Annotated in this window: 21 protein-coding genes and 1 tRNA gene; 11 read left to right on the top strand and 11 right to left on the bottom strand. The window is 65.8% G+C overall.

The window, feature by feature from the left end:
- The first annotated feature begins 70 nt into the window (after window positions 1-70).
- Window positions 71-352, top strand: coding sequence for a helix-turn-helix transcriptional regulator (locus R6U53_RS12060; protein ID WP_410322609.1), 282 nt, complete (start codon window positions 71-73; stop codon window positions 350-352).
- 7 nt (window positions 353-359) lie between these two features.
- Here the strand turns inward: R6U53_RS12060 and R6U53_RS12055 are convergent, their stop codons facing one another.
- From R6U53_RS12055 to R6U53_RS12045, 3 genes are all read right to left on the bottom strand, one after another.
- Window positions 360-980 carry a class I SAM-dependent methyltransferase gene (locus R6U53_RS12055; protein WP_410322608.1) on the bottom strand — a complete coding sequence of 207 codons (621 nt, stop codon included), beginning with the start codon at window positions 978-980 and terminating at the stop codon, window positions 360-362.
- A 571-nt stretch (window positions 981-1,551) separates the two neighbouring features.
- Window positions 1,552-2,295: an endonuclease V gene (locus R6U53_RS12050; RefSeq protein WP_410322607.1), complete on the bottom strand. Its 744-nt coding sequence runs from the start codon at window positions 2,293-2,295 to the stop codon at window positions 1,552-1,554.
- On the bottom strand, window positions 2,296-3,252 hold the full coding sequence (locus R6U53_RS12045) for a rhomboid family intramembrane serine protease (RefSeq protein ID WP_410322606.1): 957 nt from the start codon (window positions 3,250-3,252) through the stop codon (window positions 2,296-2,298). It lies immediately after the preceding gene.
- Window positions 3,253-3,487: 235 nt separating this feature from the next.
- On the opposite strand from R6U53_RS12045, the gene R6U53_RS12040 reads away from it, so the two are divergent.
- The 5 genes from R6U53_RS12040 (at window position 3,488) to R6U53_RS12020 (ending at window position 5,923) form a co-directional block, all read left to right on the top strand.
- A complete protein-coding gene (locus R6U53_RS12040; RefSeq protein WP_410322605.1) occupies window positions 3,488-4,021 on the top strand; it encodes a 50S ribosomal protein L16 in 534 nt (177 codons plus the stop codon).
- A 13-nt stretch (window positions 4,022-4,034) separates the two neighbouring features.
- Entirely contained in the window at window positions 4,035-4,760 is a 726-nt protein-coding gene (locus R6U53_RS12035) for a creatininase family protein (RefSeq protein WP_410322604.1), read from the top strand.
- A gap of 54 nt (window positions 4,761-4,814) precedes the next feature.
- On the top strand, window positions 4,815-5,234 hold the full coding sequence (locus R6U53_RS12030; protein ID WP_410322603.1) for a universal stress protein: 420 nt from the start codon (window positions 4,815-4,817) through the stop codon (window positions 5,232-5,234).
- A gap of 51 nt (window positions 5,235-5,285) precedes the next feature.
- Entirely contained in the window at window positions 5,286-5,744 is a 459-nt protein-coding gene (locus R6U53_RS12025; protein WP_410322602.1) for a universal stress protein, read from the top strand.
- Window positions 5,745-5,838: 94 nt separating this feature from the next.
- A tRNA-Ser gene (locus R6U53_RS12020) sits at window positions 5,839-5,923 on the top strand.
- Window positions 5,924-6,023: 100 nt separating this feature from the next.
- Here the strand turns inward: R6U53_RS12020 and R6U53_RS12015 are convergent.
- Window positions 6,024-6,815 (bottom strand): enoyl-CoA hydratase/isomerase family protein, encoded by a 792-nt coding sequence (locus tag R6U53_RS12015; protein ID WP_410322601.1) that lies wholly within the window; start codon window positions 6,813-6,815, stop codon window positions 6,024-6,026.
- A gap of 42 nt (window positions 6,816-6,857) precedes the next feature.
- Complete coding sequence (locus R6U53_RS12010) at window positions 6,858-7,151, bottom strand: hypothetical protein (protein WP_410322600.1); 294 nt, start codon at window positions 7,149-7,151, stop codon at window positions 6,858-6,860.
- 59 nt (window positions 7,152-7,210) lie between these two features.
- On the opposite strand from R6U53_RS12010, the gene R6U53_RS12005 reads away from it, so the two are divergent.
- Window positions 7,211-7,648 (top strand): bifunctional nuclease family protein, encoded by a 438-nt coding sequence (locus R6U53_RS12005; protein WP_410322599.1) that lies wholly within the window; start codon window positions 7,211-7,213, stop codon window positions 7,646-7,648.
- Here the strand turns inward: R6U53_RS12005 and R6U53_RS12000 are convergent, their stop codons facing one another.
- Window positions 7,649-7,819: a hypothetical protein gene (locus R6U53_RS12000; RefSeq protein WP_410322598.1), complete on the bottom strand. Its 171-nt coding sequence runs from the start codon at window positions 7,817-7,819 to the stop codon at window positions 7,649-7,651.
- A gap of 131 nt (window positions 7,820-7,950) precedes the next feature.
- Window positions 7,951-8,481 carry a hypothetical protein gene (locus tag R6U53_RS11995; RefSeq protein WP_410322597.1) on the bottom strand — a complete coding sequence of 177 codons (531 nt, stop codon included), beginning with the start codon at window positions 8,479-8,481 and terminating at the stop codon, window positions 7,951-7,953.
- Window positions 8,482-8,608: 127 nt separating this feature from the next.
- Here R6U53_RS11995 and R6U53_RS11990 point away from each other — a divergent pair, with 127 nt between their 5' ends.
- From R6U53_RS11990 to R6U53_RS11980, 3 genes are all read left to right on the top strand, one after another.
- A complete protein-coding gene (locus tag R6U53_RS11990) occupies window positions 8,609-8,935 on the top strand; it encodes a transcription factor S (RefSeq protein WP_410322596.1) in 327 nt (108 codons plus the stop codon).
- Between the two features lie 233 nt (window positions 8,936-9,168).
- The gene (locus tag R6U53_RS11985; RefSeq protein WP_410322595.1) at window positions 9,169-9,867 is read left to right on the top strand and encodes a DUF3179 domain-containing (seleno)protein; all 699 of its coding nucleotides are present in this window, start codon (window positions 9,169-9,171) and stop codon (window positions 9,865-9,867) included.
- Window positions 9,868-9,982: 115 nt separating this feature from the next.
- Complete coding sequence (locus R6U53_RS11980; RefSeq protein WP_410322594.1) at window positions 9,983-10,624, top strand: hypothetical protein; 642 nt, start codon at window positions 9,983-9,985, stop codon at window positions 10,622-10,624.
- A gap of 9 nt (window positions 10,625-10,633) precedes the next feature.
- On the opposite strand, the gene R6U53_RS11975 is transcribed toward R6U53_RS11980, so the two are convergent.
- The 3 genes from R6U53_RS11975 to R6U53_RS11965 are packed head-to-tail and all read right to left on the bottom strand — an operon-like array spanning window position 10,634 to window position 12,324.
- Window positions 10,634-11,395 carry a methyltransferase domain-containing protein gene (locus tag R6U53_RS11975; RefSeq protein ID WP_410322680.1) on the bottom strand — a complete coding sequence of 254 codons (762 nt, stop codon included), beginning with the start codon at window positions 11,393-11,395 and terminating at the stop codon, window positions 10,634-10,636.
- Window positions 11,396-11,427: 32 nt separating this feature from the next.
- Window positions 11,428-11,817 (bottom strand): nascent polypeptide-associated complex protein, encoded by a 390-nt coding sequence (locus R6U53_RS11970; protein ID WP_410322593.1) that lies wholly within the window; start codon window positions 11,815-11,817, stop codon window positions 11,428-11,430.
- A 45-nt stretch (window positions 11,818-11,862) separates the two neighbouring features.
- The gene (locus R6U53_RS11965) at window positions 11,863-12,324 is read right to left on the bottom strand and encodes a PUA domain-containing protein (RefSeq protein WP_410322592.1); all 462 of its coding nucleotides are present in this window, start codon (window positions 12,322-12,324) and stop codon (window positions 11,863-11,865) included.
- 84 nt (window positions 12,325-12,408) lie between these two features.
- On the opposite strand from R6U53_RS11965, the gene sppA reads away from it, so the two are divergent.
- Window positions 12,409-13,407: a signal peptide peptidase SppA gene (gene sppA / locus R6U53_RS11960; protein ID WP_410322591.1), complete on the top strand. Its 999-nt coding sequence runs from the start codon at window positions 12,409-12,411 to the stop codon at window positions 13,405-13,407.
- Here the strand turns inward: sppA and dnaJ are convergent, their stop codons facing one another.
- Complete coding sequence (gene dnaJ, locus R6U53_RS11955) at window positions 13,408-14,568, bottom strand: molecular chaperone DnaJ (protein ID WP_410322590.1); 1,161 nt, start codon at window positions 14,566-14,568, stop codon at window positions 13,408-13,410.
- Window positions 14,569-14,668: the final 100 nt, after the last annotated feature.

Genomic DNA, 14,668 nt, shown 5'->3' with positions numbered 1-14,668 from the left:
TCAGATCGGCGAGTCCCTAGCCGTGCGACTCCAATATTTATACGGCTGGCTGCCCTTCTGTAGGGTAGAGATGGCCGATTCTGACGGGGAAGCACTCACAGACCTCCCGCCCAGCGCGAAGCTCGTTTATAAAGTCCTCGAATACAACGGTGCGATGACACAAAAGCGCATCGTCGAGGAGTCGATGCTCTCCGCTCGAACCGTCCGGTACGCCCTCGAGCGGCTCGAAGAGATCGAGATCGTCTCCGAAGACGTGTACTTCGCCGACGCGCGACAGAACCTCTACGAACTGACCGACGCCGGGGAAGCGGTCACCGACGGCACGGCCGACCCCGCCGCATCGGACGACTGATCCTCAACTACGTCCCGGCATATGCCGCTTCGAGCGGTGGGTACGACTGTCGCTGCCCCGACGTGTTCCGGGCGACGACGCGAGCGATCGCCGCGTTTCGCCCGTCCGGTCTGGCCTCGGTTCGCTCCTCGTAGGCGAGCACAGTGAGGTCCAACATCGAGCGAAGCAGTTCGTTCGCGGCGAATCGATATCGGTCGCCGCTCGGGCCGCTCGAGGTCGAATCAGTCGTCCGAAGGTGGTGTTCGACGAAGAGGACGCCGCCCTCGGTCAGCGATTCTTTCATATCGGCGAACCGATCGACGGCGCGGTAGAAGCTGATCGTCACGAGATCGTACGTATCGGCCGGGAACTCGTAGGTCGGCACGTCCGTCTGGACGAGTTCGATTCGGTCGTCGACGCCCCGCTCGGCCGCCCGACCGTGCGTGGTTTCGAGGCCGACGCGCGACGCGTCGAGCGCGTCGACGTGGTAGCCCCGTTCGGCCAAGAAAACGGCGTTTCGTCCGGTTCCGGTCGCTACGTCGAGCGCGCGGCCCGCCGGGAGGGCATCGACGTAGCGCCGTAACAGCCCGGACGGCTCCGGATCCCGCGGATACTGTCCGCTCTCGAATCGCTCGTCCCAATCGGTCATATGGGCGGTACGCGCGGCTGCCGGTTCAAACCCACCGGTCGGTCCCGGTCGTCGTACGGACCGACCGCTCGTCGTTCGGAACGGTGGCTCGGAGGAAATCCCTCATCACAAGGGGCTCAGAGGGGGTAACTGTCGTCACCGCCACCATGGGACGTTCTTTTTGAAGCTACAAGAAAGCATCCTTGTTCGCGTCATCCATGCGACCTCCGGAAGCGTCGGCGAGTGAGATGTCTCCGTTGGCTCCCGATATACACGCGGGAGCTCCGGGTCGGAAGGGAAGCGCCGAGTGCAGTTCCGCGCACCTCGGGGCCTCGTCGAACGAACGGACGTCACCGGCTCGCGCTCGTACACGCGTCATCGATCGGGCGACTCGGTTGGTTACGACACCGACGCTGCTTGTGCTGCTGAGAGGAGGGGGAAGCTTTCGGACGAGGAGGCAGCCGACATACGCACGCGTATCGGCAAAGCGCGGAGCTGGTCTGGGAACGCGTGTATCGACAGAGCACGGAGCAGTTTAATTCAGCAATAGAACGTCCCGTTCGAGCGGCTACTACCGGAAGTCGCGTCCGCGTCATTCCGCGTACTCGCGTTTCAGCTCGTCGGCGTACCGATCGGCCAGCCGCGTCGGTCGCGGCAGTTTGTACTCGCCGCCGCAGGCGACGACGCATTCGAGCGCCGTCGCCGCCGACAGCCGGTGGCCGGGCGAGACGTAGACCGGGTTGATCCGGTTCGAGTTCGGGTACTGGCGGCTCTGATAGGCGTAGCCGACGACGGTCCCGTCGGGGGTCGCCATGGAGTCGTCGGCCTCGATCGCGACCCAGTCGCCCTCCGCGAGACTGTCGGTTGGTCCGCGGGGTCGCCCACACAGGAGGTTCTTGGTCACGCCGATCGCGGGCACGTCGAAGCAGACGCCGACGTGAGTCGCCAGTCCCGCCTCGCGGTAGTGGATCCGACCGCTGCCGTCGAAGACGAGCAGGTCCGGCTCGGCGTCGAGCGCTTCCAGCGCCGCGACTATCGGTTCGCCCTCCCGGAAGGCGAGCAGTCCCGGCACGTACGGCATCGAAAGCGGGGTGACGGCGTGGGCGCGGTCGACGGTTTCGCCGCCGCAAACGAGGACGACGGCCGACACCGCCCGATCGCCGACGAAGGCCTGATCGATCCCGGCGACGAGCGTCTCGCCCGCCCGGATCGATTCGGGGGTGAAATCGATGACGTCATCGAATACGGCGGTGGCTGCGATCTCGCGCTGAAGCGCCTCCATCTCCGCTCGTCCGTCGGGGGCGGTCGGCCGGAACCGGTTGGCGACGACGTTCATCTATCGGAACCGTCCGGGGCCGCCCGGACCGCCCGGACCGCCGGGGCCGATGTTCAATTGCCGCGGTCCGCGCCCGATCCGATCCTTGATCCGAGTGCCGTACCACAGGCCGATAACGAGGCCGGTGAGGTGAGCAAAGTGGGCGACGCCATCCAAGATGCCGCCGTCGGAGACGAACGCGAAGATCGAGAAGGCCGCAAAGAGGAGCGTCAGCGTGCGGATCGACATCGGGATGAAAAAGAACAACAGAACCTTCAGCCGCGGTGACGTGATCGCCAAGACACCCATGATCGCCATGATCGCGCCCGAAGCGCCGAGGACGGCGACCTGCTCGCCGGTCACGAGGGCGACGCCGACCTGCCCGAGCCCCGCGAGGACGCCGCTGACGACGAACAGCGCGGCGAACTTCCGGGAACCGACCTGCCGTTCGACGAGCGGGCCGAAAAAATACAGCGCGATCGCGTTGAACAACAGGTGCGCCGGACTGCCGTGGGCGAACACCGAGACGATCCACGTCCAGACGTACTCGGGATGCACTGTCGTGAGGGTAAAGATCTGCCCCCAGGTCGTCGTTCCGGGGTTGACACCCGCGGACGGGAGCCGGACGCCGAAAAGCGGCGCGAAGACGTACTGTATGCCGAAGACGACGACCATGATCGCGAGGAAGAGGTAGGTGAGGTTGTTCCTGAAATAACTGAGCGGACCGCCGGGACCGGCGTCGAGCCCGAGACGATCGAGGACGCTGCGCGAACCGGTACGTCGGAATCCGCCTCGGTCACCGCCTCCGATCGAATCGTCGAACCCACTGTCGAAGACGCCGCTCGGGTCGTTCCAGTTCTCTAGGCCGGGACAGCCGTGATTCTCCGGTAGCCGATGGTCGCCGCAGTAGGTTCCGCCGCAGTGTCGGCAGTTATACGGCATGTTCTCGTCTTTGCCACAGACGTCACACGTCGCCATTGGTTTCCCGTAGCCGCCGCGCGGGCAAAGTCGTTGGGATGCGTGGTACGGATCGGTGTAACGCTTTATCAGCGGGCGCCGACAACGGTTCGCCACCCATCGGTGAGAGACTACACCGATCAGTGGGAGGGGGTTTCGAATCCGGCCCGGACGCGGCGTCTCACACCGCGACTCCGTCCTACGAAACCATCGCTTCGAAGCCTTTATCAGCGAACTGATCCTCAATCGAGGTACTATGAGTGACAAGCCCGCCTCAATGTACAGGGACATCGACAAGCCCTCGTACACCCGACGGGAGTACATCACGGGCATTCCCGGCTCGAAGGTCGCCCAGTACAAGATGGGAAACTTCGACGCCGAGCCCGATGACTACGCGGTGCAGATCAGTCTCATCGTCGACGAGGACGTCCAGATCCGCCACGGTTCGCTCGAAGCCTCGCGACTCTCCGCGAACCGTCGCATGCTCAAAGAGCTCGGCGAGGGCGGCGACTACAAGATGATTCTCCGGAAGTTCCCCCACCAGGTCATCCGGGAAAACAAACAGGCAACCGGTGCGGGTGCGGACCGTGTCTCCGACGGAATGCGCCAATCGTTCGGCAAGATCGTCGGCACGGCCGCCCGGATGCGTAAGGGCGACCGGCTTTTCACCATCTGGTGTCACCCCGAGGACGCCGCGGTTGCGAAGGACTCGCTCCGTCGCGCGTACAACAAGATCTCCCCGCCGTGCACCGTTCGAGTCGAGCGCGGCGAGGAACTGCTCATCGCGTAACGCGCCCATTTTTATGCGGCTCGACGAATCGACGTGGACCGACGCCCGAGACGCCGAGACGGATCTCGCGCTGTTGCCGGTCGGAAGTACGGAACAGCACGGCCCGCACGCGCCCCTCGGGGTCGATTCGCTAACGGCCGAGGCGATCGCCACGGCTGGCGCGGATCGCTACGCGGACGCCCACGACGACGAGCCGATCGTGGGACCGACGATTCCCGTCGGGATCGCGGAGGAACACCGCGCGTTCGACGGGACGCTGTGGGTTTCGGAGGACACCTTTCGCGCTTACGTTCGCGAGACGGTCGAGAGCCTCACACACCACGGCTTCGATCGAGTCGTCGTCGTCAACGGCCACGGCGGAAACGCCGAGGCGATCCGCGAACTGTGCGGTCGGGTGAGCCGGGACGGCGACGCCTACGCCGCCGGGTATACGTGGTTCGATTCGGTCGATTTCGACGAGTTCGGCCACGCCGGGCCGGCCGAAACCGCCGCGATTCGCCACCTTCACCCGGAACTGATACGCGACGACCGGATCGACGAGGCTGTCGCCGGGGCCGCAGACGGCTGGGGCGAGTGGGTCGCCGGGACCAATCTCGCGTACGACTCCGACAGTTTCACCCAAAGCGGCGTCGTCGGCGATCCCCGGGACGGAGATGCGGCGCTCGGCGAGGAGCTTCTGGACGCGGCGGCGGAAGGGCTTTCGGAGCTTCTAGATGCGGTCGCGCGGCGCGATCGCTGAGGGGTTATCGATGGCGTCGCCCGGGTTTATATTGGTGCATATCCAACTCAGCGTATGCGTGTTCTCGTTCCCGTCGATGGTTCCGCGCCGTCCGACGACGCGCTCGCGTACGCGCTCGAACAGTTTTCGACGGACGACATCGTCACACTCTACGTGATGGATCCGGTCGACGGCACAACCGCCTGGGGCCCAGGAAGCGTCGATGACTGGCTCTCGGCCGCGGAGGAGCGCTCGGAAACCGTCCTCGAAAACGCGACGGAAGTCGCGGCGGCGGCCGGCGTCGAGATCGAAACCGAGTCCACCGTCGGTCGCCCGTCGAAAGCCATCGTCGAGCACGCCGAGGAACGCGACATCGATCACATCGTCATCGGGAGCCACGGCCGTGCTGGCATCTCTCGGGTTCTCCTCGGCAGCGTCGCCGAAACGGTTGTTAGACGCGCCCACGTCCCCGTCACCGTGGTCCGGCCGACCTAACGGCGAGTGTCGGGAGTCGGGTTTATTTCGCCACCCCGTGTAGCCCGGTGTATGTACGGGACGATTCTGTTGGCGACCGATGGCAGCGACGACGCCGCGGCCGCGCTCGATCACGCGCTCGAGATTGCTCGCTCGACCGGCGCGACGCTTCACGCGATCTCCGTCGTCGAGACCCGAACGGCCTACGACAACGCCATCATCGATCCCGAGGAGGTTCGGGAGAATCTCAGAGCGGACGCTAAAAGCGCGGTCGAGAGCGCGAAATCGGCGGCGGCTGAGGCGGACGTAGAATGTCACACTACCGTCGCCGAGGGACCGCCACCGGAACGCATCATCGAGACGATTGACGAGATCGGGGCGGACGCCGTGATCGTCGGTGCGACCGGTCGATCGGGATTCAAACGGCTCGTTCTGGGTGGAACGGCCGAACAGCTCCTCGAGTCCGCGCCCGTTCCGGTCATCGTTATCGGCGGTGGACTCCCGCGGCGACGCGACGACGCGGAGGGCTGATCGGCGGCGGCCGCGAGCCGACTCCTGGGTTTTGCGACGGTCGGGCGGTGTCGATCGAAACGCATAAACTCGACACCGACCGACGTACGAGCGAGCCGAGGTAGCCTAGCCCGGCCAAGGCGGTAGATTCGAAATCTACTGTCCGAGAGGACACGTGAGTTCAAATCTCACCCTCGGCGCTTCTCGTTCGGTTCATTTCGAAAAACGATTGTGTAGCGAAGGTCGGGACTGACAGTTCGTCGGGACGGGGCGACGACACCGCAGTCGATAGTCCGCCGGTTACTCGCCGGCGAACTCTGTATCCCGCCCCTCGATCTGCGCGTCGAACCCCTCGCGATAATCGCGTGTGTCGTCCAGCTGGCGGCCGAGTTCCCGTTCGAACGCCAAGCCGTCTTCCAGCGGCCGATCGAACGCCTCGTTGAGCGCTCGTTTCCCGTGTTGAAGCCCCAGCGGCGCGTTCTCACAGAGCCGATCGGCGAACGTTCGCGCGCGATCGTCGACGTCGTCGGGCGCACAGACCTCGTGGACCAACCCACAGTCGAGCGCCGACGCCGGCGGAACGTACTCGCCGGTCAACACGATCTCTTTGGCCCTCGAGAGACCGACGAGACGCGGGAGCCGCTGCGTCGCGCCGACGTGCGGGAACGTCCCGAGTTCGACCTCGGGGACCCCGTAGCTCGCCTCCGAGCCGAGCACGCGGAAGTCACAGCCGAGCGTCAACTCGAAGGCACCCGCGACCGCGGCACGTTTGATCCCGACGACGACCGGCTGTCGAGCCGTTTCGATAGTGTCGATGAGCTCCGAGAGCGCATCGAGAGGATCGGGAACGTCGGCATCTGCTTCGACGCGGCACCGCATGCGTTCTAGGTCCATTCCGGCACAGAACACCGGTCCCTCGCCGAGGAGCGTAATCGCCCGAACGTCGTCGCGATCGACCGTCCGGAAGGCGGCGATCACGTCCTCGATCAACGGCGCAGTCATCGCGTTTCGCTTCGCCGGTCGCGAGAGATATACGTCGGCTCGGTGGCCATCGATATCGGCTTTTGCCAATCCGGTTCCGATCGTCTCCATATGCTCTCGACGACCCGGAACGGAATCAAACACGGGGGCGATTCAGCGCGATCGAAGTTCCGAGAAGCCGACCTGCTCGCCCGGCAGCTCCTCTTGGTTGCCCCGAACGGTACTTCGCCGGGCCAGCAGATAGCCGTCCGCGCCGCTGCCGTCACGCGGGTGAGCGTCTTGGACCCACAATGTCCGTCCGTCCGGACTCACCTCGGAGGCCCACTCGCGAGCCACCGCCTTCGAGTCGAACCGTCGCTGTTGACCCGACTCGGCGATCCACGCGCCGACCGCGCCGCTGACCCGCCGTGCGGACGGTTTCGCCGCGACGACGTATCCGTCTCCCATACGCCCCCGTCGTCGCTGGAGGCGAAAAGCTTTGGTGACGTTCGGTACAACGGTATACAATGACACACGAGGCGACGGTTGACGGCCTCGGGATCAGCGTCGACGACGAGGGGGCGGAGGGTGCTCCGGTCGTCGTCCTGCGGGCGCGGGGACAGGCCCTCCCGATATTCATCAGCGCCGATCAGGCGAAATCCATCTCACACGCCATCGACGGCCGCCCCTTCGAGCGGCCGCTCACGCACGATCTGTTCGTCGAAATGCTCACCGAGTTCGGCGGCGCGATCGATCGAATCAGGATCGACGGACTCGCCGACCGCACGTTTTTGGCAAAAATAGACGCCGAACGGTACGCCGACGGAAACCGGCGCGAGCTCACCTTCGATGCCCGTCCGAGCGACGCCATCGCTCTGGCGCTCAGAGTCGAGTGTCCGATCCACGTCGACGACGACGTGATCGACGCGGCCGGTCGTCCGCCGGACGCCTTCGAGCTCCGGTAGCTACCGGTTGACCTCGACGCAGGCCTCTTGTCCCTCCGGTACCGCGATCCACGCGTCGTCGGCCGCGGTGTCGGCGATAATGAACGCCGAGTGCCCCTCGAAGTAGTCGTAGGCACCCTGGACGTGTTCGGACGTCGCGCGCATCTCCACCCCTTTGGTATCGTCCACCATGCCCACACGCACATCCTCTAATAATAATAATCTTGTGAATCATGCGCGTTTACTGTTCAGTTCGAGATTAATTGGCGTATATATCTGATCATACCGGTATAGGTAGGGTCCAGAACCACCCGATCGTTCGATCACTCGTCGTCACCGTAGCGCTCGGCGGCGGACTCGAAGGCGAACTCCGAACGCTCCTTCGTCCGCCGACCCTCGGCCGCCGCGATGGCCTCGGGATCGGGCGTCGCCCCGTCGTCGATCTGCGCCCACGATCCGTGGATCTTCGCGTGACACCACCGACACAGCGACACCGTGATCTCGTGAGCGAGTTCCTTGCGGTCGTCATCGGGGTATTCGAGGTGGTGTTCCTCGAGGAGCGGTCGACTCCGCTCGCTCGCCAGTCGTCGCTCTTCGAGCCCACACCGGCGGCACTCGCGGGAGGTGTCAGTCGCCCGGAACTTCGGACAGTCGGCCCAGCGCCACTCGCCGTGCGGATCGGCGGCGGGACACCGAAGGTCGTCCTCGTGGCGCCCGCGCGCGAACGCCGGATCGTGGTGGCCGTACTCCGCGGCGTATCGACACCGCCCGTCGTCGGTGAGGAAATCACACCGCTCGACGAGGTCGTAGGGATCGTCGACGCCGACCGACGTTCCCCGTGGCGTCTTCTCCATGGGGACGGTCGGATCGGCAGACACCTCAACGTTCGGGCGGATCGGCGCCGCGTCCGACGGCTCGATGTGACTGATGCGTGAGCCGGAACCCGGGGCGTTAAATACGCCGGACGACTGAACTCCGGATATGGAATTTTGCGACGAGTGCGGTTCGATGATGCACAGCCAAGACGGGCTGTGGGTGTGTGGCTCTTGCGGGTTCGAGAAGGAACGCGACGCGGACAGCGAGGCCGAGATGGTCACGACAGAGGGTCAAGACACCGACAGCGGTCCGGTCGATATGTCCGACGTCGATGACAGCGAGATCGGACCGACGACGACGGTACACTGTCCGGAATGCGGCCACGACCGGGCCCGCTACGAAATGAAGCAGATCCGCGCCGCCGACGAGTCCGAGACGCGGTTTTTCACCTGCGTCGAGTGCGGGAAAAAGTGGCGCGAGGACGACCACTAGGGGCGGGCGGTGTTCGACCGGCGCGTCGAAGATCGCACGGGGCCGGTCCGGTTCGCACCAGTGTGGTACCGACACACGATCGCTAAGTGGTTAGCACCGTTTCTCGTCACTAGTCCGGCTATGGGCTACACACGACGAGAGGTACGGGGATCGCTCGCGGCGGGCCCCTCGTCGATCTCGGGGGCCCGTGCACCGGGATCGAGGGAACCGTGGATCTCTCCGGCGGCCGTCGAGTGACCGAGTTCGATCGCGCGACGGCCACGCCGACGGGCGGGTACGCAGACAGGGAGACTCCGCTCCGAGAAATAGCGCTCCACCTCGGTCACGAACTGACGGCGCTCGCCGATCACGACATGAGCGGTGGCGTCGGCCACGACGGCATCCCTTCGGTCGACGAGCCCCGCGTCGCTCGCGCCGCCGATGTCGACCTCCCGGGCTGTGCGCGCGTTTTCGGCGTCGACCTCGACGGCGACGTTCGGGCGTATCCACAGCGGGGACTCGTCCACCACGAGATCGTAAACGACGTGATAGGCGGCGAACCAGTCGCGGTGACGTACTGCCCGCTGACCGGGACCGCACAGGGATTCTATCGGGGCGGGGTCGAGTTCGGCGTCTCCGGTCGACTCGTCAATTCGAATCTGATCATGTGGGATCGGGGCGCCGACGCCCGGTGGTCACAGATCGCAGCCACGGCGACCGAAGTCGGCGGCCACCGCGACGCCGAGGGTGCCGACCGATTTCTCGGCCGATCGCTCAGGGAGTTCCGGGTCGTCTGGACGACCTGGGGGCGCTGGCGCGAGCGCTACCCGGAACGGTCGGCGAGACGCCGGTCGTTGCCGTTGCCGATCGGGAGTTGGCGGCCGGCTACGTCTACGCGAACCCGGACGGTCTGGAGGTGGCTGCCGACTCGAGCGATACTGGTTACGCGGTAGAAGGGGGCGTCACGTCGGCCGCCGAGCTTCCGCTGGGATCGATCCTCGCGTTCGACGACATGTGGTCCGCGTGGTACGCCTTTTATCCGGAGACAGAACGGGTGGCGATCCGACGATGGAACCGACCGAAACCGTCGACCACCGGGGACCACCGTCACCGCGGACGGCACCGGTCGAGTGGCTCCGGCGACTGTTGGCGAGAACCGGGATCGCCGTCCGCGGAGCGCTCGGACGGCACGATGGTCGGGCGACGCTCGGCGTCACCACCGGACTGTACATTCTCACCTACCTGTGGGCGCCGCGGCACCTCACCCTGACGGGAACCGGTGGGTTCGACGTGATCGTCGTCGACGACCCGGCCGTAACGGCGCTAACCCGGCTGTCTCCGTTTCTCTACGAGACGATCGCGGTGGTCGAGATCGGACCGGTCGTCTACCTCCTCAGTCCCGTCAACATCGCGATCGGATTCGCCCTCGGAACGCTGGTCGGCGCGACGCTCGCGGTCTCGGTCGTCTCCTGGCGCGGTCCGACCGCCTGTCGACTCGGGGCCGGGGCAGGCGCGACTGCAGGGGTTCCAGGACTCGTCTCCGGATTCGCCTGCTGTCGCCCACAGTTGCTCGTCGTCATCGGGCTGCAGGCGTCGGCCGGCGTTATCGCCGCCCTCCAGTGGATGGTTCCGCTCGCCGTTATGTCGCTCCTCGCCACGTTACTGTGGGTCGGCAGTCAGGTATGGATCGACCCGGCGGGTGAAGTTTGATCGTCGGAGTTACTCGAACGTCGGCCGGAACCGCGCAAACAGCAGATACCCGGTGTGGCCGACGCCGGCCGTCGACGGGCGAGACCCGCGCTCGTCGAAGTCCATTCGCCGCTGGATCGTCTCGAGCGTCTCGATGTCCTCGAGACCCGTCTCACGGGCGGTCTCGACGCACTCGCGGGTCGATTCGACGAACGGCGAGTAGACGGCGAGAAAGCCGCCGGGAGCGAGCAGGTCGTCCGCGCGTTCGACGACCGCGGGCGCGTCGCCGGTGTCGAGTGTGAGCAGATCGTAGCCGTCGTCGGTCTCGTCACCGAGGTCGTCGAGCGCGTCGGTCAGATCGCCCGTCCGGACGTCGACGAGATCCGAGACACCGGCCGTCACCATGTTGCTCCGGGCGACCTCGGCGAAGTCGGGGTCGCGCTCGTAGGTCGTCACCTCGACCCCGAGGCGGCCGAGATACGCCGCGAGGACACCCGTGCCGGTGCCGGCGTCGAGGGCACGGTCACCCGACGCGACGCCGGTGTGGCCGATCACGAGCCCGATATCGCGGGGCATCATCGGCGCGCCGGTCCGTTCGAGGTGATCGAACAGGTCCGGACCGCGGAGTCGCCGAACCTCGAACGGTTCGCCCAGATGCGTCTCGACGACCGTTCCAGAGGTGGCGTCCGCAGGAAGGTCGAGGATACCGAGATCGGTCTCCTGCGTGTCGCCCGGGGCGAGCAGGAACTCACGGGAGCCGCGCACGACGAGCACACGACGATCCGTCCGCACCGCGGCCGCGTTCGCGTCTGCGTCTCCCCCCGTCACTCGAGTTTCTGGACGGCCGCGGCGAGGTCGCCGGTCTCCTCGAGCGCCTCGCGGGCTTTCTCCTCGGAGACGCCGGTTCGCATGGCGACGATCTCGACGTCGTCGTCGGAGAATCCGCTCTCCGAGTCCGAACCGTCTTCGGCGTCCGCCTCGGTACCGTCGTCGCCGGTGTCACCGCGAGCCACGGACTCCGGTTTGCCGACGATCTGATAGGTCTGTTGGCCCTGGGCATCCATCCGCTGAACGTCGGCGTCGTGGAAGACCAGGTCCTCCTCGGCCGTGCGAATGATGACCTCCTCGGCGTCGATATCTTCGAGGTCGATCCCCATCTGGTTCATCATCTGTTTCATCTTGCGCGGGTTCAATCCGCCGCCTCCTCCAAACATACCTCTACGGAGGGACCGACCGCGCAAAAAGCCTGATGTTTGCTCCTATGGGGTTTCGATACCGTCGCGAACCTTCACCGCCATGCCGGTGTCGAAATCGATCATCGCGTCGGCCGACAGTTCCGCGCGCCCGACCGCGAGCAGCGCACCGCGTTCGTGTTCGACGAGTACCTCGTCGCCCGGCCGGACCGCCGGATCGACCTCGCGGACGAACTTCGCGAAGACGTTCTTGCCGTCGCGGACGAACGGCTCGCTGTCGTCGCCGACGACGACCCGGTACGCCGGCGGTTCGAGGGCGCGTTGGAGCCGACGCCCGCCGGCGGCACCGATGGTGAACCGGCCGTCGGTGCCGTAGGAGACGACGCGTTCGCCGTCGGCGAGGATCTGCTGTGGCCGACCCGAGCCGGTCCGCTGGACGACGACCTCGCCGTCGAAGAGCGCCGAGCCAGCGCCGGCCCCGAACTGGTAGTCGGCGACCGTCGCGAGCGCGTCGATGTCGCTTGCCATGTCCGATCGTCGGCGGCGGCTCGAATACCCCTTTCGGACCCGGCACTCCCACACTTAACAGCGTCCGGGCCGTCGGTACGGTCGATGAACGGACTCAACACCGCGGGCCGAGTCGCGGTCGTCTTGGTCGTGGGCCTTCTCGCAGGCGTCGTCGGCTGGCTGTTGTTCGTCGAGGTCCCGACGGGAACAGCCGAGTTGCTCGGCGTCCTGCTCGCCATCGCCGTCGTCGTCGGAGGACTTCGGTTCGGTGGATCGATCGCCCGGAGCGTCTTCCCGAGTTACAACGCCGTCGAGATCGCCGTCGATGGACCGATCACCCGCGACGGGGGCGGCGGCATCCCGGTTCGAGCACCCGGATCACCGGGGGCCGACGACATCGTCGACCTGATCGAGGAAGCCGACGCCAACGACAACGCGGAAGCGCTCGTCCTCAAACTGAACACGCCGGGTGGCGCGGTCGTCCCGAGCGACGACATCAGGCTCGCCGCGGCGGCGTTCGACGGTCCGACGGTCGCGTACACGACCGACGTCTGCGCCAGCGGCGGCTACTGGATCGCGAGTGGCTGTGACGAGCTGTGGGCCCGCGAGGGGAGCATCGTCGGCTCGATCGGCGTCCGGGGGTCGCGAGTGACCGCTTCGGGACTGCTCGAGAAGGCCGGCCTGGAGTACGAACAGCTGACTGCGGGGGAGTACAAGGAAGCCGGCAGTCCCTTCAGCGACCTCTCCGACGACGAGCGCGAGTACCTGCAGGGAATCATCGACGACTATTACGACCAGTTCGTCGAGACCGTCGCCGAGGGACGCGAGACTGACCCCGAAACGCTTCGGGAGACCGAAGCGCGGGTCTTTCTCGGCGAGGAGGCCGCGGAGATGGGACTGGTCGACCACCTCGGAACTCGCGAGGACGTCGAGGCGCGACTCGAAGAACTACTGCAAAAACCCGTCGACACGACCAAACTGGAGCCCTCGGCCGGGATCGGCGAGCGGCTCCGGGGCGGTGCCGAAGGCGTCGCGTACGCGTTCGGGGCCGGAATAGCCGCCCGGTTCAGCGACCCGAACGGGGAATTTCGGTTCCGCTTTTGACTAGAAACTCTGTTTTAGCCTTTCGAAAAAGCCCTGTTCGACGTCGATTTCCTCACCGCCGGCCTCTGCGAACGCCTCGAGCGCCTCGCGTTGCTCGTCGTTGAGGGAATCGGGGGTGACGATCCGAACCTGCACGTAGAGGTCACCGTTCCCGCGCCGTCGCAGTCGTGGCATTCCCTTCCCGCGGAGCCGGAACGTCTCGCCGCTTTGGGTACCTGCCGGAACGTCCATCTCGACGGTGCCGTCGAGCGTCTCGATCTCGACGGTGTCGCCGAACACGGCCTGCGGGAACGAGATCGGGTGTCTGAGCCGGAGGTCGTCGCCGTCGCGCTCGAAGACTTCGTGTTCTTCGATCTGTATTTCCACCAGGAGGTCGCCGTTCGGACCGCCGTTCTCACCCGGCGCGCCTTCCCCGTCCATGCGGAGGGTCTGTCCGCTTCGAATGCCGGCCGGCACCTCGACCTGGAGGGTCGCCTCGTTTCTGATCTGCCCGTCACCTCGACAGGTCGAACACGTCTCGGAGTAGATCGTCCCCTCGCCGCCGCACTGCGAGCAGGTCTGCGTCTGTTGGACGCGCCCCAGCGGTGTCTGTTGGACCGTCGTCTGCTGACCCTGTCCGTTACACGCAGAACAGGTCCGCGAGTCGGCGTCGGGCGGATGGCCCGAACCGTCGCAGTCGGGACAGCGCTCTGGGCGGGTGATCGTCAACTGCTTCGTGACGCCGTCGTAGGCGTCCTCGAGGTCGATCTCGAGGCGGGTCTTGAGGTCCGAACCCTGCCGCGGACCGGAGCGAGAGCTGGAGCGGGAGCCACCGCCGCCGAAGAACTGCTCGAAGATGTCGTTCATTCCGCCCATACCGCCAGCACCGCCCATGCCACCCATGCCGCCCATGCCGCCCATGCCGCCGCGCCCGGCGTCGGTCGCGCCGCGCTTGTCGGCCTCCTCGAAGCGGTCGTGGCCCATCTGGTCGTACATCTGTCGCTTCTCGTCGTCGAGAAGCACCTCCTTGGCTTTCTGTACCTTCTTGAATTTCTCCTCGGCGTCCGGGTCGTCGGATACGTCCGGGTGATATTCGGCCGCCTTCTTCCGATACGCCCGTTTGATCTCGTCTTCGTCCGCGTCCCGGGAGACGCCGAGGGCCGAGTAGAAGTCCTCGCTCATTCGTTGTCGGGGATAGACGGTTGAGATACTTGAAAAGAACGGGTCGCGACCGCATCCGGACGGGATCGGACTGTTAGCGATGCGGGTCGAAAGGACACAG

The sequence above is a fragment of the Natronomonas sp. genome, assembly GCF_046483325.1.
GTDB lineage: Archaea > Halobacteriota > Halobacteria > Halobacteriales > Haloarculaceae > Natronomonas.
This window is presented reverse-complemented; position numbering and strand designations above follow the sequence as displayed.